The organism is Bacillus sp. SDLI1, from assembly GCF_001553895.1.
Taxonomy (GTDB): domain Bacteria; phylum Bacillota; class Bacilli; order Bacillales; family Bacillaceae; genus Bacillus; species Bacillus siamensis.
Genome location: NZ_CP013950.1, coordinates 875,954 through 902,538, shown reverse-complemented (window position 1 = coordinate 902,538; position 26,585 = coordinate 875,954). Strand labels below are relative to the sequence as shown.

The following is a 26,585-nucleotide window of genomic DNA, read 5'->3' as shown; positions in this document are numbered from 1 at the left end:
AACTTGTCATATCATTGAAATTTTCTGAAATGTATAGGGCGAATGAAGGAAGATGAGGTATTTTGTAGAAATATTGAAGGATAGGTTTTTGAAGAAGGAGTGTACTGAATGGCTGAAACTCTGGATTTGCAGACAAAGGAGTCGCTGAAAGAGCAGCTGAAGCGGCTGAAGGAGGAAAATGACCGCCTGAAGAGTGATTTGAACCGGTATCATGTGATTATGAATAACACGCTTGATGCCATTTTTATATGCCATAAGGAAATGAAAATCGTCCAGGCGAACGAGGCCGCGGCCCGGATGATGCAGATTGAGGCAGAGAGCCTCATGAACCGCTCCGTTCTGGACTTTTTATATTCCGTGCCTCAGGAAGAACTGAATAAGGCCGTGAAAAAATTTTTGAAAAAGGGCTATCTGTGGAAAGAGGTGCCGATTAAGCTTGACAGCGGCGCGACGAAATACATTGAATTCCTCGCCAGAGACGGAATTGGGGAGGATTATTTTTTTGTGGTCATGAGGGATATCTCCTCTAAAAAAATCTTAGAGCGTGAATTCTCCATGAACGAGCAGCTGTTCAAAGATTTGTTTGACAGAGCTGTCGACGGCATCGTGCTGTTTGATAAGGACGGCGGGTTTATTGATGCGAACCTCTCTTTTTGCAAAAGCTTTGAGATCGGCCAGAATGAACTGTCCCATCTGTCGCTCCGCCATTTTACCGACGGAGAAAACAAAAAGCACCTGAAAGAAATCTGGGACACCCTCCGGAGAAAAGGAAACGCCAAAGGAGAACTGCCGGTCAAGCTCCGGTCCGGCGAGGAGAAGCTGTTTGAGTTTACGATTACGTCCAACTTAATCAGCGGGTTTTACATGTCTATTATGAGAGACATAACGGAGAAACGGTCGATGGAATTGAAACTTTTTAAAAGCGAAGAGCGCTTCCGCGAAATCTTTGAAAACGCCATGGACGCGATTGTCATTTGGTCTGATGACGGAAAAATTGCCAAAGCAAATGAGTCGGCGTGCCGCATTTTTGAGCTGCCGATGGATAAGCTGACGGAGACGAATTTATGTACGTTTATCGTTGATCCCCAGAAAAAATACAAGCAGATTAAGAAGAAATATGAAAAATACGGGGAAATCCGGGAAGAGATGCTGTTTCAAATGGCAAACGGCCAGTACAAAGAGCTTGAGTTCACATCAAAACGAACCATACTCGAAGGCCAGCATTTAACCATTTTAAGAAATGTCAGCGATCGTAAGCGGATGGAAAAAGAATTGCGGGAAAGCGAGCTGAAATTCAGAAAAGTATTCAACGGCTCAATGGACGGAAAAGTCTTGTTTGACAACCAATTCCGCATAATTGACGCGAATCCTCTCGCAAGCCGTATACTCGGCATGCCCGATGATGAGCTGAGAGCGCATACCGTTCCGGATATTCTTTCTTTATTTGAAATTGAAAACGCGGGTGTACCCGCCAAAAAGATCGATCTGGAAGGAATGGATAATGAAATTCCCTTCCTGTTAAGCAGCAGTGACAGCCGCAAATTGGAATTTTCCTTTAAAAGGAATATCATTCAAAATATGAACCTGGCCATCTTTAAAGATGTCACCGAGGCCAAAGAGCTTGAGGAGAGGCTGCGGAAATCCGACACTCTTCACGTCGTAGGAGAGCTGGCGGCCGGCATCGCCCACGAAATCAGAAATCCGATGACTGCGCTGAAAGGGTTCATTCAGCTTTTGCAAGGAAGCATTGAAGGCGAATATTCCCTGTACTTTAACGTCATTACCTCAGAATTAAAACGCATCGAGTCTATCATTACCGAATTTTTAATTTTAGCGAAACCTCAGGCAATATTATATGAAGAAAAAGACGTGACGCAGATTATGAAAGACACGGCTGATCTTTTGAATGCCCAGGCCAATCTTGTCAATGTGCAGATCCATTTGAACCAGACCGGGAACATCCCGCCGATTTATTGTGAGCCGAATCAATTAAAACAGGTGTTTATCAATATTTTAAAAAACGCCATTGAAGTCATGCCGGGCGGCGGCAATATCTACGTGACGATCCAGCCTTCTGATAAAGACCACATTCTGATATCCCTTCAAGATGAAGGAACAGGCATTTCTGAAGACAAATTAAAACGTCTGGGCGAGCCATTCTACACGACAAAAGACAGGGGGACGGGCCTCGGTCTCATGGTCAGTTATAAAATCATCGAAGAGCATCAGGGCCGCATTCATGTGGAAAGTGAAGAAGGGAAGGGCACGGTTTTTCATTTGACGCTTCCGATCCGGCAGAATACAGAAGAAAGAAGGAGCGGCGAATGATCTGCTTTACAAGTGTGAACGCACCGTTTGGAACGGTCAGCCTGACGGAGGAAGATGGCTTTATTACCGGCCTGTTTCTCACCGGGGAAGATTTTGAGGAATGGCGGAAAGATACGTCCGGCGTAAAATCGTGCGAAACCGATTTGCTGTCGGAGGCGAAACAGCAGCTGACATCATATTTTTCCGGAGAGAGAAAGCATTTCGCACTGCCTCTGAAACAACAAGGCACATTCTTTCAGGAAAAGGTATGGAACGCGCTGGCGATGATTCCTTACGGTGAATCACGAAGCTATGGCGATGTAGCTGAAGCTATCGGCAAGCCGAAAGCGGTGCGCGCCATCGGACAGGCCAATAAACGCAACCGGCTGCCGATTTTTGTCCCGTGCCATCGGGTAATCGGCAAAAACAGCGCCTTAACGGGATACGCGGGCACGAAGACGGATGTAAAAGCGGCGCTGCTGAACATCGAACAAATATCCTATAAAGAAAAATAAAGCATATGGCACGTTCCGTTTTTTTACGTCCGACATATCATTTTATTAAGTGAAAAAAGTTGGTCTGATGAAAAAGGAGGACGAAGCCTGATGAAAATGAGCCGTCCGCAAAAGATAGCCGGTTATGCAGAGCTGTTTTTTAAAATGCATCTGATTTCAGCCGCCCAAAAAGATGAAGTGCTGACATTATGCAGACAAAAAAACCGCTGACATTGCCTGAGGCAACATCATCAGCGGTTTTTCAGCTCAGCTGGCAGTCTGCGAATAATTGTTCAATTTCTTCCGTGTAAGAACCCATCACAATTCCTTTCTCGGTGATAATGCCTGAAATCAGGCTGCTCGGTGTGATGTCAAAGGCCGGATTGAAGACCGGCACATCTTCGGGAGCGGTGCGTATGCCTGAGATCTGTCTGACCTCATCCGGATCTCTTTCTTCAATCGGAATCTGATCGCCGTTTTCAATCTGCAAGTCAAATGTCGAAAGCGGTGCGGCCACAAAAAACGGAATCTGAAAGGCGTTTGCCAAGATCGCGAGGCCGTACGTTCCGATTTTGTTGGCCGTATCTCCGTTTTTAGCAATTCTGTCAGCGCCGACAATGACTGCTGAAATATGTTTTTCCTTCATTGTATGGGCGGCCATGCTGTCAGTAATGAGCGTGACATCAATCCCGCCCTGCATCAGCTCCCACGCCGTCAGCCGCGATCCTTGGAGAACGGGCCTTGTTTCACATGCGTAAATATGAAGGCCGAGGTCTTTTTGTTTCGCTAAGTAAAAGGGGGCAAGCGCCGTACCGTACCGGCTTGTGGCAATTGAACCCGCATTGCAGATGGTCATGATCTGGTCGCCTTTTTTAAAAAGGTGCAGCGCATTTTGGCCGATCATCCGGCATGTTTCTTCATCTTCAATCTGAATTTGAATGGCTTCATGAACGAGTGTTGTCTTCGCTTCATTGATTGAGATTGCACTCCTGATGGAATCCGTCAGTCTGTCAAGCGCCCAAGTGAGATTGACGGCAGTCGGTCTAGAGCTGTTTAAATATGCTTTGACATCGGCGAGCTGACGGCGGAAATCAGAAAGATCGCGGGTTTCAAACGATTTGGCGGCAAGCGCGAGTCCGAACGCCGCAGTTATACCGATGGCCGGAGCGCCCCTTACTTTCAGTGTGACAATCGCGTCGAATACATCTTCCTTTGTTGCAAGATCCGCATATTCAGTGACATCAGGGAGCTTTTGCTGATTTAAAATGCGGATGTGTGTTTCTTTCCATTCCACGGAACGGGGGATGGCAAATTCATTTGTCATGCTGCATCATTCCTTTACACGGAGCTTAAATTGATCCAGAACCTCAGTGATATGCTTCAGTTCTTTTCTGTTTTCGATATAATAGGCGCCGATTTCAAGCGCCAGCTTCTTCCGTTTAATTCGTTTATCAAACGGGGTGATTTCATCCAAGTCAGCTACATGGGCGAGCCCGATCGTGCGCCGGATCAGTTCGCATCCCGCAAAACCGACCGCTTCCTCAAACGCGTTTTTCAGTGTATCTTCCAGCAGGTGTCTGCAGGAAGGCAGGCAGTCTTTCTCCCATGCTTCACTGAATGTTTTTACAAATGTGTCCCATACGGCGGCGGTGTGGTCATATAACGGCTGTCTGTCGTCACCGTCCCGGCTGAGGGCGTTTAACAGCAGATTTGCGATAAATTGGCCGATGTCAAAGCCGATCGGTCCGAAGAAAGCAAACTCGGGGTCAATGACCTTTGTTTCATGTTCATCGGCAAAGATGCTTCCCGTATGCAGATCGCCGTGAACCAATGTTTCTGCGGAATTCAGAAAGACGGCTTTCAATTCATCAGCGCCTTCTTTCAGCCGGGAATTGTTCCAAATTTTTTCTGCGTATGGGCGCAGCTCCTCTTCAAAATCGTTTGTTTCATGGTCGAAAAACGGTTCTGTAAACACAAGCCTTTCTGTAATATTGCAAAGTTCGGGATTTGTAAACTGCTTTGCGAGCTGCTGTTTTACTTTCGCATCAAGCGCATAATCGGATGAGTAAAAGAGCGTTTTTCCCAGAAACTCACCGATATGGGCTGATAAATTCGGATAATGTTTTCCTTCCATCAGTCCTTTTCTTGAGATCTTCAGATGCGAAAGGTCTTCCATTACCGTAACCGCCATTTCAGTATCGGAATAGTAAACGGCCGGAACGAGATGGGGCACGTGTTCGCCCTGGCGGATGAGGGCGCTGCTTTCGATTCTCGCCCGGTCAATCGTAAGCGGCCAGCTTTCCCCGACGATTTTCGCGTAAGGAATCGCCTGTTTAATAATCAGTCCCTTTTTGTTTTCTTTATCGAAAACGTGAAAGACGTAATTTAAATTGCCGTCGCCGATTTCACGGCATGTGAGAGTGCTTTTGCTTTGAAATAAGCCGAGCTTCACAGCTAACGCTGCGGCGGAGCTTTCCGTTAATTGTTCATAAAGACTTGTTTTAGTTGCAGACATGGATTTACCCTCCAATTATGTAGTGGCAGTAAGAGATCGTGACGGAGAATACGCCCGAAAAAAAGCCTCCTTCTCTGAAAGAGAAGGAGGCCGAAACAGTGCAGTCCGCCTCTTATCTCTCAGATAACATCTGATGGAATTAGCACCGTGCCCTATGAGACAATCGTCTCGGCGCAAAATGTACGCGCCCCATTTCACAATGGAATTACGGTCGGTTGCTGTTGGGGTCAAAAGGCCAATCCCTCGCCCAACTCTCGATAAGAGAAAAATATATTGATTTGTATCACAATTCGGATTAATCAGTTGATGAAAATATTAGCAGGTGCCGGATATTCTTGTCAACATTTTTTTGAAAATTAATATAAATCACGTCGCAAATCTTTGAATACCGGGATGGTCTCGCGTACGGACGCGCTTTCTGAAACATCGATTTCCGCCCGGACTGCGCCTTCCGTCCGATCTCCTTCGGCTAAAATCCGGCCCCACGGGTCAATAATCAGGCTGTGGCCGGCAAATTCATTATCGGGATTTGACCCCGTGCAGTTAGAGGCCGCGACAAAACATTGGTTTTCAATGGCTCTGGCGACAAGCAGACTCCGCCAATGATCGAGGCGGGGCAGAGGCCATTCCGCAGAGATAAACAGGACATTCGCTCCTTGGGACGTATGCTTTCTGATCCATTCGGGGAACCGGATATCATAGCAGATCAGCCCGGCGCACTTGACACCGTCAAGCTCAAAGGAACCGTCACTGTTTCCTGCCGCCAAATGCAGATGTTCGTCCATCAGCTGAAACAGATGGGCTTTCTGATACCGCTTCACGATCTGCCCGCTGTTATCTGCGATGTACATAGTGTTATAGACGTTTTCGCCTTCTTTGACCGCAAAAGATCCGGCAACGAGGTGTACGTTGTATGCTTTGGCCGTTTTTTTAAGCCATTGTTCCGAAACTTCGCCGTTTTCATCCGCCAGCTGGTCAAGCCGTGTGAGATCATAGCCGGTCGTCCACAGCTCAGGAAGCACGATGACATCAGCATGGCGGCTTTCTTGCTCGATTAAAGTTTCTGCTTTTTTGAAGTTTTCTGAAGGATTTCCGTATGAAATATCAAATTGCAAACAGGAAACGGTCCATTTCATTTTTTATACACCTCAAGTTTCTCTTTACTTTTTTTATTTAACCATATATGATGATGGACTATCATTTCAAGACATTTTTAGAAGGTGAAAATATGAACTTTGAAGTCTCAGATGTACTCAAACAGCTGCCGGAACAATTTTTTGCATCTTTGGTGCAAAAGGTCAATCAAAAGCTGAAAGAAGGCAAAGACATCATCAATTTAGGACAGGGAAACCCCGATCAGCCGACGCCTCAGCATATCGTTGAAGAAATGAAGCGCGCCGTCGAAAGGCCGGAAAATCATAAATACTCATCATTCCGGGGCGCTTACAGCTTCAAAAAAGCCGCGGCTGAATTTTATGAAAGGGAGTATGGGGTGACGCTTGATCCGGAAACGGAAGTAGCCGTGCTGTTCGGAGGCAAGGCGGGGCTTGTTGAGCTTCCGCAATGTCTTTTGAACCCGGGAGATACCATTCTTGTGCCTGATCCCGGATATCCTGACTACTGGTCGGGGGTCGCCCTGGCGAAAGCGAAAATGGAAATGATGCCGCTGACGGAAGATAGAGGGTTTCTCCCCGATTACAGCGCAATTCCTGAAAAGGTGCAGAACGAGGCGAAGCTGCTGTATCTCAATTATCCGAATAATCCGACCGGCGCTGTGGCGACAGAAGCGTTTTTCGAGGAGACAGTCAGCTTTGCGGAACAAAACGGCATTTGTGTCGTTCATGATTTCGCATACGGGGCCGTGGGTTTTGACGGGCATAAACCGCTGAGCTTTTTGCAGACAGAAGGCGCAAAAGAAACGGGGATTGAAATCTATACTTTGTCCAAAACGTATAACATGGCGGGCTGGCGGGTCGGATTTGCCGTCGGAAACGCGTCTGTCATCGAAGCGATCAACCTTTATCAAGATCATATGTTTGTCAGCCTGTTTCCCGCGGCGCAGCAGGCGGCAGCCGCCGCTCTTTTGGCGGATCAGACGTGCGTCGCAGCGCAAAATGACAGATATGAGTCGAGACGCAATGCCTGGATTGCAGCCTGCCGTGATATCGGCTGGGATGTGACGGCTCCGGCGGGTTCCTTTTTTGCATGGCTTCCGGTGCCGGACGGTTATACGTCGCAGTCGTTTTCAGATCTGCTTTTGGAAAAAGCGGATGTCGCGGTCGCAGCCGGAAACGGGTTCGGAAAATGGGGAGAAGGCTATATAAGAGTCGGTCTTCTGACAAGTGAAGAAAGACTTAAAGAAGCTGCGGAACGGATCGGGAAGCTGAATCTTTTCACCCGAAAAAGCATTGACATATCAGGATAACAATGCGATAATTCAAAATACTTTATAAAATCATTATTCTTATCAAGAGCAGGCAGAGGGACGAGCCCGATGAAGCCCGGCAACCGACTGATAAAGCACGGTGCTAATTCTTGCAGCAGGAGCTGAGAGATAAGATTCGGACATAACACGAAGCCTCTTTCTGCTCATAAGGAAGAGGCTTTTTTATATTTTGCGAAAGAAAGAGAGGCGTTCACGCATGAGCGAAGTATTGGCAACATATCTTCTGACAGACACAACGGACAGTGAAAAGCGGGCGGAACAGATTGCGGCGGGGCTGACGGTAGGCTCCTGGACGGATCTGCCCCTGGTGAAACAGGAACAGCTCAGAAAGCATAAAGGCCGGGTCGTGAAAGTTGAGGAAAAAGAAGGGGCCAAAGAAAACGAAACACAATCCATTATCACCATCGCCTATCCTGAGGCGAACTTTTCAAAAGATATACCGGCCGTCCTGACGACGGTATTCGGAAAGCTGTCACTGGACGGAAAAATAAAATTGACTGATCTTGAATTTTCCGAAGGGTTTAAACGCTCCCTTCCCGGGCCGAAATTCGGTATATACGGCATTCGCAAACTGTTGGGCGAATTTGAAAGACCGCTTCTGATGAGCATCTTTAAAGGGGTGATCGGACGGGATCTTGCCGACATTAAAGAGCAGCTCAGACAACAGGCGCTCGGCGGCGTGGATCTTATTAAAGATGACGAAATTTTCTTTGAAAATGAACTGGCTCCGTTTGAGACCCGCATTATCGAAGGAAAACAAGTCCTGAAGGAAACGCGGGAGGAGACGGGGCATAACACGCTGTACGCCGTAAACCTGACGGGGAGGACTTCTGAATTGCGGGATAAAGCAAGACGCGCGGCAGAACTCGGGGCAGACGCCCTTTTACTGAATGTGTTCGCCTACGGCTTAGACGTCATGCAAAGCCTTGCTGAAGACGGGGAAATCCCGCTTCCGATTATGGCGCATCCGGCGGTCAGCGGCGCGTTTACATCATCTCCCGTTTACGGTTTATCGCACGCCCTTTTGCTCGGCAAGCTGAACCGCTATTGCGGCGCCGATTTCAGCTTATTTCCGTCACCATACGGGTCCGTTGCTCTTCCGAAGGAGTCCGCACTTGCGATCCATCATGAATGTGTAAAAGACGACGTCTTTCACCCGACGTTTGCCGTCCCGTCAGCAGGCATTCATCCCGGCATGGTGCCATTGCTGATGCGTGATTTCGGTATTGATCACATCATCAATGCAGGCGGAGGCATCCACGGCCATCCGAAAGGAGCCGAGGGCGGCGGAAGAGCGTTCCGCGCCATCATTGATGCGGTGCTTGAAGCACAGCCGATTGAAGAAAAAGCCGCGTCGTGCAAAGATCTTCAGCTCGCATTAGACAAATGGGGAAAGGCGGAAACCGTATGACCCGCACACCGCTGATTATTTGTGATTTCGACGGAACAGTCACCATGAACGACAACATTGTCAGTATGATGAAAAAATTCGCACCCCCTGAGTGGCTTGAATTAAAAGACGGTGTTCTGTCTAAAAGTATATCAATTCAGGAAGGAGTCGGCCGGATGTTCGGGCTGCTGCCGAGCAGCTTAAAAGAAGAGCTGACGGACTTTATTCTGGAGGATGCGAAAATACGGGACGGCTTTTTGGATTTTGTTTCGTTTGTCCGGTCAAACGATCTCCCGTTTTACATCGTAAGCGGAGGGATGGACTTTTTTGTGCATCCGCTTTTAGAAGGCATCGTAGAAAAAGAGCGGATCTTTTGCAATCATGCATCCTTTGACAATGAATATATTCATATCAATTGGCCGCACGCCTGTGACGAAGCCTGCACGAATCAGTGCGGCTGCTGCAAACCGTCAGTCATCCGGAAGCTATCCGACCGGCAGAAATTTCTCATTATGATCGGTGATTCGGTGACGGATGTCGAGGCTGCAAAGTTATCCGATATGTGTTTTGCGAGAGATTATCTTTTGACTGAATGCAAAGAGCTTGGTCTTCGGCATCAGCCTTTTCAAGATTTTCATGAAGTGAAAACAGGCATCGAAAATATCGGGGAGGTGCAGGCATGGCTGCAAAAGAAGAACGCTGGCGCGAACTTGCCGAAGTAAAGCGTGAGCTGGCTGAAAGAGACTGGTTCCCGGCTACAAGCGGGAATCTTTCCATCAAAGTATCCGACGGGCCGCTGACGTTTCTCGTTACGGCAAGCGGAAAAGACAAACGAAAAGAAACAGACGAAGATTTTCTCTTAGTCGATGAGAACGGGGAGCCCGCTGAGACCGGCCATTCCTTAAAACCCTCGGCAGAAACGCTTCTCCATACGTACTTATACCAAAAGACAGACGCGGGCTGCTGTCTGCATGTCCATACCGTTAATAATAATGTCATCTCAGAGCTCTACGGGGATGAAAAACAGATCACCTTTCAGGGGCAGGAGATTATTAAGGCGCTCGGATTGTGGGAGGAAAACGCGTCGGTGACCGTTCCGATCATTGACAATCCGGCGCACATCCCGGCATTGGCCGAAAGCTTCGCGCGCCATGCAGACGCCGGATCAGGCGCGGTATTAATCCGCAATCACGGCATTACAGCATGGGGGCGGACCGCGTTTGAGGCGAAAAGGGTGCTGGAAGCCTATGAATTTTTATTCAGCTGTCACATCAAGCTTCTGTCACTTCGGCCGCAGCTTGTAAAATAAAAGGAGGAATGCAAAATGGCGACAATCAGAATTCATGACGAAAAGAATACGATCATTGAACATCAGGAAGAAGTAGCGCGCTTTTTAGACGAACAAGAGGTGATCTATGAGCAGTGGAACATTGAAAAACTTCCGCCTGAGCTTTCGGAGAAATACGATCTAACCGAAGATGAAAAAAACCGGATTCTCACGGTGTTTGACAAGGAGATTCAGGATATTTCAGCCCGGCGCGGCTATCGGTCTCAGGATGTCATTTCTTTATCAGATACAACACCCAATCTTGATGAGCTGTTGAAAAATTTTCAAAGAGAACATCACCACACGGATGATGAAGTCCGATTTATCGTCAGCGGGCACGGCATCTTCGTCATTCAGGGCAAAGACGGCACTTTTTTTGATGTCCGTTTAAATCCGGGGGATTTGATTTCGGTTCCGGAGAACATCCGCCACTACTTTACGCTTCAGGAGGACCGCCGGGTCGTCGCAATCCGAATCTTCGTGACGACTGAAGGATGGGTGCCGATTTATGAAAATGAAAGTGTGCAAAACGGATAGATGTCCGAACCTCTCATGCGGTCAGCCGCATGAGAGGTTTTTTATTGTAATATAAAATCTCTGTTTTTTTATGCATTAAATGGGCGCATTTTGTTTATATCATTACCTGAATGGGTATTATTCTCGTAATCATAGTAAAGATTCCAATATGAAATGAAAAATTAAGTTATTTAGTAAAAAAATGTTTACAAATAAAGTATAATCTGTAATAATGCTCAATAACCCAATCAAACTTGTTTCCTATTCTTTTAGCGGTGAGGGGTGAAGTGAATGGGCAGTTATTCTGAACAAGAAAAATTGCTAGTATCTATTGATGAAAAGAGAAAAATGATGATAGATGCGGCTAACAGGCAGGGATTTACGGGATATGACACGATCAGACACAGCCAGGAACTGGACAGTCTGATGAACGCGTATCAGCAGCTGATAAACCGTGAACGCACACATCACCAAGGAATACAGGGCCTTGTGAAGAAAATAGGCTTGTTCTCCCGCGGTGACGTCATGCCTGCATATGAAGCAAACAAATGATTGATGATAAACAGATAACGAAGACTGAATGCGCTTCATGATCAACCGCCGCATCTAAAAAGATGACCGCGTACAGTCAGCGGGCTTTTCCGCTGGCACAGCTCACGAAGCGCCTCGTATCTATCTGCCGGCTATGATGCCGTTCCCCTGTATATCCTCTTACACATATTCTTCTTATATAAAAAACACCCTCTTTCAGGGTGTTTTTTCATCGTGAAGCGGCAGGGAGGGTAATGGTGACCTCTGTGCCTTTATCGACTTCACTTTGAATGTCAATCGAACCGCCGTACATCAGCACGATCCGTTTACATACGACAAGACCGAGGCCGGTGCCTTTTTCCTTTGATGTGACAAACGGAAGGAAAATGTGCTCAAGCATATCTTCAGAAATACCCATTCCGTTGTCGGCCACTTTAATGACCGCTTTATCGTCGAGGGCCTCTAAATAGATGGACAGCCTGCCGCCTTCCTGCATTGATTCGAGCGCGTTTTTCGCGACATTTAAGATCACCTGTTTAATATGGTCTTTCGTGCAGTTGACCTTGAGCGGCCGATTGACGAGAATCTCCACATTCACTTCCACATTATAAAGATTCCCTTCGGAATAAATAATCGGCATAATCTCATCAAGAATATCCTGCAGCGAGTTCACTTCCAATCGTTCCGCGGTCGGTTTGCCGAGCACTAAAAACTCACTGACAATCTGATTGATCCGTTTAACCTCCTGCTCAATAATTGAGAAATACAGTTGATCTTCCTCCGTTTTATATTTTTTCTGCAAAAGCTGAATGAAGCCGCTGATCCCTGTAAGCGGGTTGCGTATTTCATGAGCGGTGCTTGCGGCAAGCGTTCCGATCAGCTCCAATTTTTGCGCCTCGTTTTGAGCGCGCTCCAGCTCGGTCTTGCGCTTAAGCAGATAATATTGAACGAGGATGAACAGAATATTCAGCAGCACGGCAATACTGGACATCGGCAGCAGCACGCTTTTGGTCAGCTCGTTCAGCTCTACCGGTTTCGGGTAAACATTGATGTTCCAATTAATATCATCCAGATAGCCGCTGACCGGTTTCACGCCTTCTGACTGATCTGCCCGTCCGCTGGCAAATATCACTTTATCCTCGTGGGTTGCCTTGACATAAACGTCGGGGCTCAGCATATTGATCATATTTCTCAAATAATCGACTTGTATGGCGGCCACGAAATAATCCGTGACCTCCCGGTTTGCGTCTAACACCGGCACGCAGATCGTAAAGATGCGCTGGCCTGTAATTCTGCTGGAGTAGTCGTTTGTGATGACCGTTTTTTTCGTCTTTTTTGCCTTCGTAAAATACGGTCTGTCGGCCAAATTCACCTTTGTTTTCAGATCGGTCGTGCTTGCGATGACGTCACCTTTGGAATTCAGCATATACAATCCGCTGAATCTTGGTTCATCCTCAAAAGCCTGATCGAGAATTTCATTTATCTTTTCTTCATTGACAGGCTTATCGACAGCGATCGCAAGTGTTGTCATCCGGGCTTTTGTTTCACCGATTAAATAATTGAGCTTATTGCGGTGAAGATTGAGCATCATACTGGCTTCCTGTATGTGTTTATCGGCTATTTTCTGCTTTTCTTTTTCATATATGAAAAAGCTGATAATAAGTGCCGGGATGATCACCAATAAGAGATAAAGTTTGATCTTTCCCCGGGCACCTTTAAATGTATTCACTCTGCATCGCTCCAACATTACACTTGAATAGAGGTATTATATCATTGTTTATACTTATTTAATAAGAAAAAATAACCAAAATGCTATAAAAACAAATTATTTTATTAAGGTCCGTCAAAAAGAAGAGAAATTTTGGAAAGATTTTTGTTGACATTTTTCATTTTGTTTATTAATGTTTCTCTGTAACGGTTTCTTTTGCAAAAGGATGATTGAATGTATGACGGATAAAACAGAAAACTCATTGAAATTATTTATTGTACTGTCGCGTGCGTACCGGTCCATAAACGACCATATGAATAAACATATTCACAAGCACGGCCTGAATCCGACGGAATTTGCTGTGCTCGAGCTGCTGTATCATAAAGGCAACCAGCCGCTGCAGCAGATCGGCGACAAAATTTTATTAGCGAGCGGAAGTATTACATACGTTGTTGACAAATTAGAGAAAAAAGAACTTCTCATCAGAAAAGCCTCGCCGACTGACAGGAGGGTGACTTTCGCACAAATTTCTGAAAAGGGAATCCGTCTTTTGGATGATATTTTCCCTGATCATGCAGCCGAAATTAAAGAAATGATCAGTGTGCTGAGTGATGAAGAGATAGAAATGTGTACGGAAATGCTGAAAAGAGTGGGATTAAACGCTAAACATTTTCATCAGAAATAAAAAAGGAAGCCATTTGAAAGGCTTCCTTTTTTATATTACTGATTTTCGTCAGGGGCGGCGTTTCGCGGCTGTATCAATACTTCGACACGCCTGTTTTTGCTGCGTCCTTCCGCGGTTTTGTTCGACGCAGCCGGCTTATACTCGCCGAAACCTTTGGCACTGAATACTTTTGCGTCAAGTTTCGGGTTTTCTGTAAGAATAGCCATGAAGTTGACAGCACGCATGACGCTTAAATGCCAGTTTGATTGAAATTGCGAGTTTTTAATCGGCACATTGTCCGTATGCCCGCTGATGATAATGTTTCTTGGCGGATTCAGCACAAGGAGATTCGAGATTTCCTTCGCAAGCGGAATATCTTCCTGGCGGATATCCGCCCGTCCTGAGTCAAAAAAGATACTGTCTTTAATGGTAATTAAGAGGCCTTCTTTTGTCAGCTTTGTTTCCAGCTGATGTTCAAGCTTTTTGTTTTTTATAAATTGTTTGACTTGCTTTTGCACACCTTCAAGCTCTTCGCGGTCGGCTGCTTCTCTTTCTTTCTTTTTCTGTTCTTTATCTTTTTCCTTGTCTTTTTTTAACTGGTCAACGCCGTCTTTTTCATTTTCGGGAGGGGTGACGCTTGAATATTCAAGGACCCCCGTGCCTCCTGTAAAAACGGCGTTAAATGATTTAGACAGCATTTGGAATTTCGCCGCGTCGACAGAACTCATGGCGAACAATACAATGAACAGAGCCAAAAGAAGGGTGAGAAGGTCCGCGTACGGGATCAGCCAAGACTCATCCACATGCTCGTCATCATGCTTCTTCTTCTTTTTTCTCGCCATTGTTTGCCTCTCCTTCTTGTTCAATGACTTTTGCTCGTTCGTTCGCAGGGAGATACATGAGAAGTTTTTGTTCGATCACTTTCGGCGCCTGTCCTTCAAGCACCGACAGAACGCCTTCAATCATGATTTCACGCAGTTTGACTTCCTGTTTTGATTTGCGTTTCAGCTTGTTGGCGAAAGGATGCCATAGTACATATCCCGTAAAGATTCCGAGAAGGGTGGCGACAAACGCCGCACTGATGGCATGTCCGAGCGCCTCGGTATTGTTCATATTGGAAAGAGCGGCGATAAGGCCGATGACCGCACCCAAAACGCCGAGTGTCGGCGCATATGTGCCGGCTTGGGTAAAGATAGCCGCGCCGGCCTGGTGTCTGTCCTCCATCGCTTCAACTTCCTCAGTCATAATATCTCTGATAAATTCTGCGCTTTGTCCGTCAACCGCCATGCTCAGTCCGTTTTTCAAAAACGCGTCATCCACGTCTTCGATGCTTGCTTCCAATGCGAGCAGACCTTCCCGTCTGGCGATTTGCGCCCATTGAGAGAACATGGGAATTAATTGCGCAATGGTCAGCTGTTTGTTTTCTTTAAACAGCACTTTAAAAAGGGCAGGCACTTTTTTGATTTCTTTTCCGGGGAATGCGATGATCACCGCAGAAATCGTACCGAACAAAATAATCAGAATAGCTGCCGGGTTAGCGAGTGCGCTTAAGCTGACCCCTTTCAGCACCATGCCCACGCTTAAAGCAATCAGGGCGAGGATGATACCGATAATCGATGTTTTATCCATAGTTTTCACCAAATCCTTTATACTAGCTTTCTATGGTTAATATCGGTGGCAGTGGATGGAACTTTAGGGTGATTGCGAAATTGTTGCCGAATTCTTCACAGTTTCTGTCCTCCGGCATGGCAAAAGATACAAAAAAGCGGCTCCCCAGACAGGGAACCGCTTTTTCTTATTGTGCACGGACTTTGATGCCGTCTTCTTCCATTACGACATGGAAGGCTTTTATTTCATTGTCATCCAATAAGAGATCTGTCATTTCGTCTTCGATCAATTCCTGGATGGTTCTTCTGAGCGGGCGTGCTCCGAAAGCAGGGTGATAGCCGATTTCAGCGATTTTTTCTTTCGCATCATCGGTGACGCTCAGGCTGATGCCGCGCTCTTTTAATGTGTCTTCAAGCTCTGCGAGAAGCAGGCTGACGATTTTCACGAGATGTTCTTTTTTCAGGGATTGGAATTCAATAATGCTGTCAAACCGGTTTAAAAACTCCGGTTTGAAGAACGCGCTCAGTGAATCAATCAGCGTTTGTTCTTCCATGACGCTTTCTTCAGACTGGAACCCGACCTTTGCTTGTTTTTCGCCGGTTCCCGCGTTGCTTGTCATAATCAGAACGGTATCTTTGAAGCTGACCGTTCTGCCTTGGCTGTCTGTCAGACGGCCGTCCTCCATAATCTGCAGGAACATATGCTGGACGTCAGGGTGCGCTTTTTCAATCTCATCAAGCAGCACGATGCTGTACGGATTGCGTCGCACTTTTTCCGTTAATTGCCCGGCTTCATCATGTCCGACATATCCCGGCGGTGAACCGATGATTTTAGAAACGGCGTGTTTTTCCATGTATTCACTCATATCGAGCCGGATGATGGAATCTTTTGTACCGAACAGTTCATCTGCGAGTGTTTTTGATAACTCGGTTTTTCCGACCCCGGTCGGTCCCACAAAGAGGAAGGAGCCGACAGGTCTGTTTTTTGATTTTAAGCCGGCGCGGCTTCGTCTGACTGCTTTCGCCACTTTTTTCACGGCTTTTTCCTGACCGATGACGCGCTCATGAAGGCGCTCTTCAAGTTCCTTCATTTTGACTTGTTCATCAGCCTGAAGTTTTCCGACCGGAATGCCTGTTTTCTGTTCAATGATGGCTTGAATATGCTCCGCCCCGATTTCTGAAGAAGCGGCCGGTGTTTCATGCGCCAGCTGCTTTTCCAACGCCGCTTCTTCATCGCGCAGTTTCGCGGCAAGCTCATAATTTTCTTCCTGAAGCGCTTTTGTTTTCTCCGCGTCAATTGCTTTGAGTCTCTCAGCCGCATCTTCTTCATTTACGGTATCAAGCTCCAGGTTTGCCTTAGAACCGGCTTCATCTAACAAGTCGATCGCTTTATCCGGCAGATGGCGGTCCTGAATGTAGCGGGAAGAAAGTGTAACACACGCTTTGATCGCTTCATCGCTGAATGTGACGCCGTGGTATTTCTCGTATTTATCTTTAATGCCTTCAAGAATGCTGATGGCTTGTTCGATAGAAGGCTCATGAACCATGACAGGCTGGAAGCGTCTTTCAAGCGCTGCATCTTTTTCAATCTGGCGGTACTCTTTCAGCGTTGTCGCCCCGATGACCTGCAGTTCGCCTCTGGCCAGCGCCGGTTTCAGGATGTTTCCGGCATCCATTGATCCCTCAGCAGAGCCGGCGCCTACGAGAAGGTGAATCTCGTCAATGAACAAAATGACGTTTTTCCGCTCTTTTAATTCGTTCATTAATTGTTTCATTCTTTCTTCAAACTGGCCTCTGATTCCTGTGTTGGCAACGAGGGAAGCGACATCAAGCAGATAAAGTTCTTTGTTTTTCAGTTTGTTCGGCACATCGCCTTCAGCGATTTTAAGCGCCAAACCTTCTGCAATAGCCGTTTTGCCGACACCGGGTTCACCGATAAGCACCGGGTTGTTTTTATTCCGGCGGTTCAAAATTTCAATTACACGCGCCACCTCATCATCGCGTCCGATCACAGGGTCAATCAGACCTGCTTTTGCGCCATTTGTGACGTTTTGAGCGAGCTCATCGAGCAGACCCTTTTTACGGCTGTCCTGCTGTTTATTTTGACCGGGAGCGAAGCCTTGCTCAAACGGGAATCCGAAAGATTGCGGACCCATGCTCATAGCCGGTTTGCGGGTTAACTCTGTATAACATGTTTCACATAAAACGAATTGTCTTTGAATGGAATTGACTTGCATGTTCAGGCGAATCGTCGCCTCGTTTTTCTGACAGTGTTGACAACGCATTTGCCAAAACCTCCTTGTTTGATCTTCTTTGACCAAATGAATTAGAAAATAAGGCCTTAACTTTGACCTTCTTTGATTAATAGTATACTCTGACCTTCTTTGACTTTCAAGTGTTTTGTTTTAAACCGCGAAAAATCAAAGTTTACAGCATGAAAAGCGGCATTTGAAGTGTTTGACCTTTCTTGATGAAGAGTATACGCCGGTCCTTTTTTTCTTTCAATATTTTTGCTTAAAGGGGAGAACTGAATTCGTTTTTGGGGAAGGATGATTTGTTCTTCTTTTCAGGCGACTTGTCTCATATGCTGATAAAAAGGCCTGGACAAATCTGAGCTTAGCCGGAGGGTGAAATGGGACAAAGAAAAGGTTCTGCAAGTCAGCTTGCATTCGTATACGTAGGAACGGTTGTAGGAGCCGGTTTTGCCACGGGACGGGAAATCGTTGAATTTTTTCTGAGGTTTGGCTGGATCGGTCTGTTCGGTATTATGGTAAGCGGCCTGATGTTTATCTATTTAGGCGCCAAAATCATGATTATATCCAAACGGATTCATGCATCATCTTATCAGGAATTGAACACATATTTATTCGGCCGGTCCATCGGACGCGCCGTGAACATATTTATGATGTTTATCTTGCTTGGAGTGACCTCCGTCATGCTGTCCGGAGCGGGAGCGCTGTTTCATGAACAGCTTGGCTGGCCTGCACAAGCGGGGATCCTTCTGACAATCGTCCTGAGTTTTGCCGTCATGACAAGCGGCGTAAAAGGTGTGTTCGGCGTCAATGTATTGGTTGTGCCGCTTTTAATTTCCTTTTCTTTTATCGTTGCCGCTGATTCTTTTGTATTTACAAGTGCGAGAAATGCGGACGAATGGGTATGGCCTGACAAGTGGAATTGGGTTTTGTCCGCCGTCTCTTACGGCGCGTTAAATTTATCACTCGCCCAAGCTGTTCTTGTGCCGCTTGCGAATGAAATGTCATCAGAGAAGGTGATCAGAAGGGGGGCTTATTTAGGCGGCGCTCTTTTGACGCTGGTGCTTGCCGCGAGCTTCTTATCATTATCGGTGCTGCCCGATGTGCTGGAGTTTGACATTCCGATGGCTCAAGTTGTGTATTTGTATTCGCGCTCGCTTCATATCATCTATTTGTTTATTATTTTCGGGGAAGTGTTTACGTCGGTTATCGGCAATTTATATGGATTGGAAAAACAATTAAACAGTTTTCTTCATATAAAAAGTACATATATTTACGGCGGCATTTTGATGTTTGCGTTTATTGTCAGTCAAATCGGCTACGGACAGCTGATTTCCACCGTTTATCCGGTGTTTGGATATGTGAGTCTGGCCTTTATCGGCGCATTGGTTTGCAAAAAAGTCCCGAGAGAAAAACAACGTAAATAAGGAAAATGTCTGTATTTTTTGGAAATCCCCCTTCTTTTTTCCTGTCATTTCTGTATAATGAACTGGGAAATGATGGGGAGGAGTAAGAGATGAAAGATCGACGTGTATTATTGGGATTTCTTTTTATTTGTATCGGCATTGCGTTTTTTTTACAGAAGGCGGGAGTTATACATCTTTCCGCCGGTTCGGCGTGGCCGTTTCTTTTCATTATAATGTCCGCGGGGTTTCACGCCGGATTTGTTTTTTCGAAAAAAACGCCTGAACAGACGGGACTACTCGTTCCCGGCGGTCTTTTTCTTGTGCTGGGCTGCCTGTTTTGTTTTGAGACGGCAACAGGATGGGCGTATTCAGGCGTGACGTGGCCTGTTTATATATGGGCGCCTGCTCTCGGTCTGTTTGAGCTGTGGTACTTCGGCGGGAGACAGGTCGGCGTATTGATTCCTGCTATGATTTTGGCAGGGACGGGCGCCCTATGCTTTGCCGGTATGCTGTTGACAGGGCTGTGGCCGCTTTTGATCATTGCAGTAGCGCTTCTGTTTCACGCCGCTGCCTTCATGCAGCCGAAAAAAAGAACGGGCCTTCTCATTCCGGGCGGAACATTGCTTGTGATCGGCGGGTTATTATGGTTTGAAACGCTGACAGACTGGACATACGCAAATATGACATCGCCTGTCTACCTCTTTGCCGTCGCGTTCGGCCTGTTTGAAGCCTGGCTGTTCGGAAGAAAGCAAAGGGGGCTATTGGCTGCTGCTGCGATTCTGTGCGCAATGGGGATTTTCGGCATATTCACCAATATAAATGAAGTCATCAGCGAACGCGGCTGGCCCGCACTCATTCTTTTGCTTGCAGCCGCTTTTCACATTCCGATTTTCGGTCCGAAACCGGTCAAAAACGCAGGACTTCTCGTACCGGGCGGCATTTTATTGGTTACGGGGATCTTGTTTGTTTTTGAAACGGCGACCCATTGGGCCTATTCCGATATGACATGGCCTGTTTACCTGTTGGCGGCGGCATTCGGTTTATTTGAACTGTGGCTGTTCGGCGGGAAACAAAAGGCGCTGCTCATTCCGGTTGCGGTTCTGACCTTGACCGCGCTATGCTTTACGCTGATGTATCAGCCGATCATCCCGGTTTCTGTTTTCTGGCCCGCCTTATTTGTGCTGATCGGGATTGCGCTGATGGTATTTCCCGGGAAAAAACGCGGGGCTTAATCCCGCTTTTGCAGCCTGACACAGGTTTCAGGCTGTTTTTTTTATTGTCAGGGGAAACGGCATTATGGTATGATAGCAAAAGTGAAAAAAGAAGAAAATCCGTATTGATGCGGGAGAGGTTCTAGCTACACCCTCTATAAAAAACTAAGGACGAGCTGTATCCTTGGATACGGTTTTTTTATGTTTTTTAGGGCGCCTTCTCCGAGAAAGGCGCTTTTTTTATTGAATGATAGATAAGGGAGAGAAAGACATGAAAAAAGAAAAAGCGGTTGTGGTATTCAGCGGAGGTCAAGACAGCACGACGTGTTTATTATGGGCTTTGCAAAACTTTGAAGAAGTAGAAACCGTTACATTCCATTACAATCAGCGTCATCAAGAAGAAATTGATGTAGCTAAATCGATTGCCGAAAAGCTCGGTGTCAAAAATCATCTGCTTGATATGTCTCTTTTAAACCAGCTTGCGCCAAACGCGCTGACACGGGATGATATCGAAATTGAAGCGAAGGACGGGGAACTGCCGACAACATTTGTGCCGGGGCGCAACCTTGTATTTTTATCCTTTGCATCGATTCTTGCATATCAAATCGGCGCACGCCACATCATCACCGGTGTATGCGAGACTGATTTCAGCGGCTATCCGGACTGCCGGGACGAGTTTGTCAAGTCCTGCAATGTCACCGTCAACTTGGCGATGGAAAAGCCGTTCGTCATTCATACGCCGCTTATGTGGCTGAACAAAGCGGAAACATGGAAACTTGCTGATGAGCTCGGCGCGCTTGATTTTGTAAAGAATAACACATTGACTTGCTATAACGGCATCATTGCGGACGGATGCGGAGAATGTCCGGCATGCCTGCTCCGCAATAAAGGATACGATGAATATATGAAAATGAAAGGGGAGCGGAACTAATTGCTTTCTCAAATTTACCCGCAGGTTCAGCATCCTTATTCGTTTGAGCTGAATAAGGACATGCACATTTCAGCAGCGCACTTTATTCCCCGTGAAAGTGCCGGAGCGTGCAGCAGAGTCCACGGCCACACGTATACAGTAAATATTACAGTTGCAGGGGATGAACTGGATGATTCAGGCTTTCTCGTGAATTTCAGCGTGCTGAAGAAATTGGTGCACGGCGCTTACGATCACACATTGCTGAATGACCATGATGAATTTTCCGAGGATGACCGATATTCGCTGCCGACAACCGAAGTCGTAGCCAAAACGATTTACGATAAAGTTCAGTCCTACCTCGAAACACTGGAGAATCAGCCGGTCTGCGTCCAGGTTTTTGTCAGGGAAACCCCGACAAGCTATTGCGTTTACCGCCCGAAAAAAGGTGATTTGAATGGCTAAAGGAATCCCGGTTTTAGAAATTTTCGGACCGACGATACAAGGAGAGGGCATGGTCATCGGCCAGAAAACCATGTTCGTCCGCACGGCAGGCTGTGACTACTCCTGCAGCTGGTGCGACTCCGCCTTTACATGGGACGGCTCAGCCAAAAAAGATATCCGCTGGATGACGGCGGAAGACATTTACCGCGAGCTGAGAGAAATCGGCGGAGATGCCTTTTCTCATGTTACCATCTCAGGAGGAAACCCGGCGCTGTTAAAGCAGCTTGACGCGCTGATTCTGCTGCTGAAAGAACATGGTGTGCGCGCCGCTTTAGAAACGCAGGGAACGGTCTATCAGGATTGGTTTACAATGATTAACGACTTGACGATTTCACCGAAGCCGCCGAGTTCAGGGATGACAACCGACTTTGCAAAGCTCGATCACATCGTGTCTTCGCTTGATGCGGCTGAAAGGCTTAGCGCAGTCAGTTTAAAGGTCGTCATTTTTAATGATGAAGATCTGCAATTCGCGAAAACCGTGCATAAGCGGTATCCGAATATCCCGTTTTATCTTCAGGTCGGAAACGATAATGTCCACACGACGGATGACCAGGCATTAATTGCGCATCTGCTCGAAAAATATGAAAAACTCGTTGATAAGGTTTCTGCCGATTCGGATCTGAATCTCGTCAGAGTCCTGCCTCAGCTTCATACATTGCTTTGGGGCAATAAACGGGGAGTTTAATAGAAAGGGAGAATTTACATGACAAGAAAAGAATCAGAATTAGAAGGAGTTACACTCCTGGGGAATCAAGGGACAAACTATTTATTTGAATATGCGCCGGAGGTTTTGGAATCATTCCCGAATAAACACGTGAACCGTGATTATTTCGTTAAATTCAACTGCCCGGAATTTACGTCGCTTTGCCCGAAAACGGGACAGCCGGATTTTGCAACCATCTACATCAGCTATATTCCGGACGAAAAAATGGTTGAAAGCAAATCATTAAAGCTGTATCTATTCAGCTTCAGAAACCATGGTGACTTCCACGAGGACTGCATGAATATCATCATGAATGACTTGATTGAATTAATGGACCCGCGCTACATTGAAGTATGGGGCAAATTCACGCCAAGAGGCGGAATTTCCATTGACCCGTACACAAACTACGGAAAGCCTGGCACGAAGTATGAGAAAATGGCCGAATACCGTATGATGAACCATGATTTGTATCCGGAGACAATTGATAATCGTTAATTATTCCGTTGTGTGATACGGAGTGTGAAACGAAGTGGAGTCACAGTAAAATCCGAACATTCAGCGTTAATTTTCAGCGGAATTGTAACCGAGTCACAGCGAAGTGTGACCCGCACTAAGCTCAATAAAAGTGTGACCTGAGGTGCAACCTGAACTGTGACTTTTATGCAGTGAAAAATTGATAGTACAGAAGCAGATTAAGGCGTACAATTTGTACGTCTTTTCTTTTTTATCCGAATGAAAAAATGCCTATCTAGAGATCATAGGCATTAAATATTATTATCAATATCTTCATTTATTTTTTGGCTAAGTTTCTGAACCTTCTCTTTAACATTTGAAACAGCTCTTTTTTGAATGTCATCAAAGTTCTCCTGAATATAGTCGATGACACTTCTTATTAGAACTTCACTTTCAAAATTGAATATCTCATTTATTTCTGACTGTTCTTCATCTGTTAGGTGATGGTATTGAAGTTGTTTAGCATTTACTTCAGCAGCTACATCAATCCTAACTTAGTTGTTCTGGTTGTACAATTTCATATTCACCTTCTGTATACTTTTGCTCCGCATAATGGCTTCCCCATTGACAGAGCTCCTGCAAGATAGGTTTAAGAGATTCTCCAAGTTCAGTGGATGAATATTCAACCTTCGGCGGTACTTGATTATACATCTTTCTGCTCACAAGTCCACTGGCTTCAAGCTCTCTAAGTGTTTGAATCAGCATTTTCTGAGTTATATTTGGGATAATGCGCTTTAATTCACTCGTTCTCTTTGGTCCATTCATTAAAAAGTATAATACAAGGCCTTTCCATTTTCCTCCAATAACTTCCTTTGTCACTTCAAACCCACAACTAAATTTTTTCATGTCTAAAGCTCTCCATTCCACATTTATTACTTTTTAGTTACTATATCACAAAAAAGTGGGTACTTCCGATAATGTGCTTACTGAAGGATACTATATCTTGTAAGTTGTTCTTCAAGTACGTAAAGGTACTAGACATAAAATAAAATTAATTCTAAAGGAGTGTTAAGTATGGGTAAATTTGAAGGTAAAATAGCGCTTGTAACGGGTGGAACAAGTGGGATTGGTCTTGCTACAGCACAAAAATTTGTAAACGAAGGTGCATATGTTTATATCACGGGACGTAGACAAGACGAACTTGATAAAGCTGTTAACCAAATTGGCAAGAACGTAACCGGTGTTCAAGGTGATATTTCTAAGCTTGAAGACTTAGACAAACTATATGACATGATAAAGCAGGAAAAAGGTAAGTTGGACATTCTTTTTGCTAATGCAGGCATCGGCAACTTCCTTCCATTAGGTGAAATTACTGAAGAGCAGGTTGATAGAACGTTCGACATTAACGTTAAAGGAACCATCTTTACTGTTCAAAAAGCGTTATCACTATTCCCGGACAAAGTAGGTTCTATTATTGTAACGGGCTCTACTGCTGGATCAATTGGCAACCCAGCGTTTAGTGTATATGGAGCATCTAAAGCAGCATTAAGAGCACTGGTTCGCAACTGGATTCTTGACCTAAAAGGTACTGAAATCCGTGTAAATGTGGTTAGTCCAGGAGCTATTCTTACACCTGCATACGATGAGCTTTTTGGTGATGCACTAGAAGGAGCAATGGAAAATACCAGAAATACTGTTCCAGCTGGAAAAGTTGGGACACCTGAAGAAGTAGCAAACGCTGTATCTTTCCTTGCTTCAGACGAAAGCAGTTACTTGACGGGTGTTGAATTGTTCGTAGATGGCGGGCTAGCACAGGTATAATTTCACTGCGCAGAGATTACAAATAGTCCCCAAAAAAGGTTAAAATCAATCGTTTGGTAAGGTGTGAAATTGGTGTGACTTCATGATTAATGTCTGAAGCAAGTACTTATGGGACAAGACTTTGACCTGCCTTTCCTTCCACGAGGACTGCATGAACATCATCATGAATGACTTGATCGAATTAATGGACCCCCGCTACATTGAAGTATGGGGCAAATTTACGCCAAGAGGCGGAATCTCCATTGACCCGTATACAAACTACGGCAGACCGGGAACAAAATATGAAAAAATGGCTGAACATCGGATGATGAATCATGATATCTATCCGGAGACGATTGACAACCGTTAATGTTCCAGGCGCAGCCTAAATACCCCCGCCTTTTAAGCGGGGGTATTTTTCGTCTGTGGCGCGCCGCCGGAAAGGTGCATGATATCCGCATAGACCTTGTATAATGAAAAGAGAAATCACCTGGAGAAAAGAAAAAGACGAGTAAACCCGGGGGGAGTGTACTCGCCGCTTCATTACGTGACGGGTGCTGGATGGCAGCTCGTCTGTTTTATTATAAAATAGGGAACGTATGTTTGTGAAGACCTGCGCCGTTTTTTTCTTATCCGGAGCGGATCAATTGTAAATGAATGATCAGCATGATAGCATGTCCTGTAAAAAGAAGGAGTGTTTGTCATGGAGCCGTTAGAGTTAAACGGTGTAAGGCTTGAAATGTATGACTGTAAAGAAAGTGCGGGAAAAAACGGCCGCGTCATCTCATTTATACTGAAGGTGACCTCTGAAACGTATCATGACATTGCCGTCCTTTTGTATGAAAAAACATTTGAAATTAAGGCGCCCGATCGGGGTCTTGAATTCCGCGGCAAAATAACCAACTACCATACATCCATCGCAAATCTTTATAATAAAGATGAGACCGGAGATTTTTTCGTTGAAATGACGGAAATCTGAAACATTTGAAAAAGCTGCCGGGCGGCAGCTTTTGTGCGGGATATGTAAATGGTTCGGATGTTCAGTGGGGGTTAATAGGAGTCTCTGATGATTTTATAATTTTTATGGTTGACGACAGTGAGGGAATCTAATTCAAGATCACGATAATTATCCATGATGGTTACATCAACGATGACGGAGTTTTCATTTACCTTTTCAACAACACCGGTTAATCCGTTTTTAAATTCAATGACGTTTCCAACCTTAGCAATTTTCACGAGCTTCCTCTCCTTTATCATAAATCCTGTTTGAAAATATTTTGCAGTATTTTCTTTAAGAAGTAAAGCGATATGGGTATCGGCCTGCTCAATCATTGTCCCGGCGGGGGAAAGATGGTATATTGATTCTCGGGAAAAAGCCGAGAAAAGGGGGCTGTGTTCGTTGCTGCCTGAAGAAATATCAGAACGTATCAACCAAATACGCACCGGTGAAATCAAAGAATTCAGGGTGCAGAAAGAACATTTTCTTGCATTTCGAGCAGTTTTATCGAAGCAGGAAGATTTTAAGCATTTCCGCGGTATTGCACAGCAGGGCGGAGATGTTGTTTTCCAGTATTTAGAACAGCCAAGAAGCTGACGGCTCCTCGCATATGAGGAGTCTTTTTTTGTTTTCGCTGCTCATTTCATCTTGCTGTAACAGATGTAAACAAAATGTAAAATCCCTCCGATGGATACTTTTACTGCAATTTGGTTAATGTTGTGAAAATGACGGCCGTTTTTCTGCCAATAATAAGGCCGTTAACGAACTTCTTCCATCATAAAAGCTGATTGGGAGTGCTGGAAAATCTTTAACCGTGAATTTGCGCACTGCTCTTGTTAAGGTAGTG

The 26,585-nt window shown here is 45.7% G+C and carries 27 protein-coding genes, 1 pseudogene and 3 riboswitches; of the genes and pseudogenes, 19 read left to right on the top strand and 9 right to left on the bottom strand.

From position 1 onward, the window contains the following. Positions 1-108 precede the first annotated feature (108 nt). On the top strand, positions 109-2,328 hold the full coding sequence (locus AUL54_RS03885; protein WP_060962953.1) for a PAS domain-containing sensor histidine kinase: 2,220 nt from the start codon (positions 109-111) through the stop codon (positions 2,326-2,328). Then, on the top strand, positions 2,325-2,822 hold the full coding sequence (locus AUL54_RS03880; RefSeq protein ID WP_060962952.1) for a methylated-DNA--[protein]-cysteine S-methyltransferase: 498 nt from the start codon (positions 2,325-2,327) through the stop codon (positions 2,820-2,822). Before AUL54_RS03885 ends, AUL54_RS03880 begins: the two co-directional genes overlap by 4 nt. A gap of 241 nt (positions 2,823-3,063) precedes the next feature. On the opposite strand, the gene mtnA is transcribed toward AUL54_RS03880, so the two are convergent. The 3 genes from mtnA to AUL54_RS03865 all read right to left on the bottom strand — a co-directional run bounded on the left by mtnA (position 3,064) and on the right by AUL54_RS03865 (position 6,452). Then, entirely contained in the window at positions 3,064-4,125 is a 1,062-nt protein-coding gene (mtnA, locus tag AUL54_RS03875; protein ID WP_060962951.1) for an S-methyl-5-thioribose-1-phosphate isomerase, read from the bottom strand. 6 nt (positions 4,126-4,131) lie between these two features. Continuing rightward, positions 4,132-5,316, bottom strand: a complete 1,185-nt coding sequence (gene mtnK / locus AUL54_RS03870) for an S-methyl-5-thioribose kinase (protein WP_060962950.1) — start codon at positions 5,314-5,316, stop codon at positions 4,132-4,134. A 109-nt stretch (positions 5,317-5,425) separates the two neighbouring features. Continuing rightward, positions 5,426-5,580, bottom strand: a riboswitch (SAM riboswitch). A gap of 92 nt (positions 5,581-5,672) precedes the next feature. Beyond that, positions 5,673-6,452: a carbon-nitrogen family hydrolase gene (locus tag AUL54_RS03865; RefSeq protein WP_060962949.1), complete on the bottom strand. Its 780-nt coding sequence runs from the start codon at positions 6,450-6,452 to the stop codon at positions 5,673-5,675. A 92-nt stretch (positions 6,453-6,544) separates the two neighbouring features. Here AUL54_RS03865 and AUL54_RS03860 point away from each other — a divergent pair, with 92 nt between their 5' ends. From AUL54_RS03860 to AUL54_RS03835, 6 genes are all read left to right on the top strand, one after another. Further along, on the top strand, positions 6,545-7,741 hold the full coding sequence (locus AUL54_RS03860) for a pyridoxal phosphate-dependent aminotransferase (protein ID WP_060962948.1): 1,197 nt from the start codon (positions 6,545-6,547) through the stop codon (positions 7,739-7,741). A gap of 36 nt (positions 7,742-7,777) precedes the next feature. Beyond that, a riboswitch (SAM riboswitch) is annotated at positions 7,778-7,877 on the top strand. Between the two features lie 81 nt (positions 7,878-7,958). Continuing rightward, a complete protein-coding gene (mtnW, locus tag AUL54_RS03855; RefSeq protein ID WP_060962947.1) occupies positions 7,959-9,173 on the top strand; it encodes a 2,3-diketo-5-methylthiopentyl-1-phosphate enolase in 1,215 nt (404 codons plus the stop codon). Further along, positions 9,170-9,874, top strand: coding sequence for a 2-hydroxy-3-keto-5-methylthiopentenyl-1-phosphate phosphatase (mtnX, locus tag AUL54_RS03850; protein WP_060962946.1), 705 nt, complete (start codon positions 9,170-9,172; stop codon positions 9,872-9,874). The genes mtnW and mtnX overlap by 4 nt, the downstream gene beginning before the upstream one ends. Then, positions 9,832-10,461, top strand: a complete 630-nt coding sequence (locus AUL54_RS03845) for a methylthioribulose 1-phosphate dehydratase (RefSeq protein WP_060962945.1) — start codon at positions 9,832-9,834, stop codon at positions 10,459-10,461. The genes mtnX and AUL54_RS03845 overlap by 43 nt, the downstream gene beginning before the upstream one ends. A gap of 15 nt (positions 10,462-10,476) precedes the next feature. Continuing rightward, on the top strand, positions 10,477-11,016 hold the full coding sequence (locus AUL54_RS03840; RefSeq protein WP_047475314.1) for a 1,2-dihydroxy-3-keto-5-methylthiopentene dioxygenase: 540 nt from the start codon (positions 10,477-10,479) through the stop codon (positions 11,014-11,016). Between the two features lie 270 nt (positions 11,017-11,286). After that, entirely contained in the window at positions 11,287-11,547 is a 261-nt protein-coding gene (locus AUL54_RS03835; RefSeq protein ID WP_016936353.1) for an aspartyl-phosphate phosphatase Spo0E, read from the top strand. A 208-nt stretch (positions 11,548-11,755) separates the two neighbouring features. Here the strand turns inward: AUL54_RS03835 and AUL54_RS03830 are convergent, their stop codons facing one another. After that, positions 11,756-13,273, bottom strand: coding sequence for a sporulation kinase KinD (locus tag AUL54_RS03830; protein ID WP_060962944.1), 1,518 nt, complete (start codon positions 13,271-13,273; stop codon positions 11,756-11,758). Positions 13,274-13,472: 199 nt separating this feature from the next. Between AUL54_RS03830 and AUL54_RS03825 the strand changes: the two genes are divergently transcribed. Continuing rightward, a complete protein-coding gene (locus AUL54_RS03825) occupies positions 13,473-13,919 on the top strand; it encodes a MarR family transcriptional regulator MhqR (RefSeq protein WP_016936351.1) in 447 nt (148 codons plus the stop codon). A 35-nt stretch (positions 13,920-13,954) separates the two neighbouring features. On the opposite strand, the gene motB is transcribed toward AUL54_RS03825, so the two are convergent. The 3 genes from motB to clpE form a co-directional block, all read right to left on the bottom strand. After that, positions 13,955-14,740, bottom strand: coding sequence for a flagellar motor protein MotB (gene motB / locus AUL54_RS03820; protein ID WP_060962943.1), 786 nt, complete (start codon positions 14,738-14,740; stop codon positions 13,955-13,957). Then, positions 14,712-15,527: a flagellar motor stator protein MotA gene (motA, locus tag AUL54_RS03815; RefSeq protein WP_013352039.1), complete on the bottom strand. Its 816-nt coding sequence runs from the start codon at positions 15,525-15,527 to the stop codon at positions 14,712-14,714. Before motA ends, motB begins: the two co-directional genes overlap by 29 nt. Before the next feature lie 166 nt (positions 15,528-15,693). After that, positions 15,694-17,790 carry an ATP-dependent protease ATP-binding subunit ClpE gene (gene clpE / locus AUL54_RS03810; protein ID WP_049628371.1) on the bottom strand — a complete coding sequence of 699 codons (2,097 nt, stop codon included), beginning with the start codon at positions 17,788-17,790 and terminating at the stop codon, positions 15,694-15,696. Positions 17,791-18,137: 347 nt separating this feature from the next. Here clpE and AUL54_RS03805 point away from each other — a divergent pair, with 347 nt between their 5' ends. From AUL54_RS03805 to queF, 6 genes are all read left to right on the top strand, one after another. Beyond that, positions 18,138-19,184, top strand: coding sequence for a YkvI family membrane protein (locus tag AUL54_RS03805; protein ID WP_060962942.1), 1,047 nt, complete (start codon positions 18,138-18,140; stop codon positions 19,182-19,184). Between the two features lie 89 nt (positions 19,185-19,273). Next, the gene (locus AUL54_RS03800; protein WP_060962941.1) at positions 19,274-20,395 is read left to right on the top strand and encodes a hypothetical protein; all 1,122 of its coding nucleotides are present in this window, start codon (positions 19,274-19,276) and stop codon (positions 20,393-20,395) included. A gap of 109 nt (positions 20,396-20,504) precedes the next feature. Continuing rightward, positions 20,505-20,549, top strand: a riboswitch (PreQ1 riboswitch). A gap of 96 nt (positions 20,550-20,645) precedes the next feature. Then, positions 20,646-21,305 carry a 7-cyano-7-deazaguanine synthase QueC gene (queC, locus tag AUL54_RS03795; protein WP_003154679.1) on the top strand — a complete coding sequence of 220 codons (660 nt, stop codon included), beginning with the start codon at positions 20,646-20,648 and terminating at the stop codon, positions 21,303-21,305. Positions 21,306-21,365: 60 nt separating this feature from the next. Continuing rightward, positions 21,366-21,746: a 6-carboxytetrahydropterin synthase QueD gene (gene queD, locus AUL54_RS03790; protein WP_235588410.1), complete on the top strand. Its 381-nt coding sequence runs from the start codon at positions 21,366-21,368 to the stop codon at positions 21,744-21,746. Next, the gene (queE, locus tag AUL54_RS03785; RefSeq protein WP_060962939.1) at positions 21,739-22,470 is read left to right on the top strand and encodes a 7-carboxy-7-deazaguanine synthase QueE; all 732 of its coding nucleotides are present in this window, start codon (positions 21,739-21,741) and stop codon (positions 22,468-22,470) included. The genes queD and queE overlap by 8 nt, the downstream gene beginning before the upstream one ends. 18 nt (positions 22,471-22,488) lie before the next feature. Next, positions 22,489-22,983, top strand: a complete 495-nt coding sequence (queF, locus tag AUL54_RS03780; protein ID WP_021493777.1) for a preQ(1) synthase — start codon at positions 22,489-22,491, stop codon at positions 22,981-22,983. Positions 22,984-23,490: 507 nt separating this feature from the next. Here queF and AUL54_RS03775 read toward each other — a convergent pair. After that, on the bottom strand, positions 23,491-23,847 hold the full coding sequence (locus AUL54_RS03775; protein WP_015715792.1) for a winged helix-turn-helix transcriptional regulator: 357 nt from the start codon (positions 23,845-23,847) through the stop codon (positions 23,491-23,493). A gap of 168 nt (positions 23,848-24,015) precedes the next feature. Here AUL54_RS03775 and AUL54_RS03770 point away from each other — a divergent pair, with 168 nt between their 5' ends. The 3 genes and pseudogenes from AUL54_RS03770 (at position 24,016) to AUL54_RS03760 (ending at position 25,720) form a co-directional block, all read left to right on the top strand. Next, positions 24,016-24,762, top strand: coding sequence for an SDR family NAD(P)-dependent oxidoreductase (locus tag AUL54_RS03770; RefSeq protein WP_060962938.1), 747 nt, complete (start codon positions 24,016-24,018; stop codon positions 24,760-24,762). 136 nt (positions 24,763-24,898) lie between these two features. Continuing rightward, a pseudogene (locus tag AUL54_RS03765) lies at positions 24,899-25,111 on the top strand (preQ(1) synthase); the annotation flags it as partial. A gap of 333 nt (positions 25,112-25,444) precedes the next feature. Further along, on the top strand, positions 25,445-25,720 hold the full coding sequence (locus AUL54_RS03760; RefSeq protein WP_060962937.1) for a DUF3219 family protein: 276 nt from the start codon (positions 25,445-25,447) through the stop codon (positions 25,718-25,720). Between the two features lie 71 nt (positions 25,721-25,791). Here the strand turns inward: AUL54_RS03760 and AUL54_RS03755 are convergent, their stop codons facing one another. Further along, a complete protein-coding gene (locus AUL54_RS03755; protein ID WP_003232446.1) occupies positions 25,792-25,977 on the bottom strand; it encodes a YkvS family protein in 186 nt (61 codons plus the stop codon). Positions 25,978-26,140: 163 nt separating this feature from the next. On the opposite strand from AUL54_RS03755, the gene AUL54_RS03750 reads away from it, so the two are divergent. Further along, complete coding sequence (locus AUL54_RS03750) at positions 26,141-26,335, top strand: hypothetical protein (RefSeq protein ID WP_060962936.1); 195 nt, start codon at positions 26,141-26,143, stop codon at positions 26,333-26,335. The last annotated feature ends 250 nt before the right edge of the window (positions 26,336-26,585 follow it).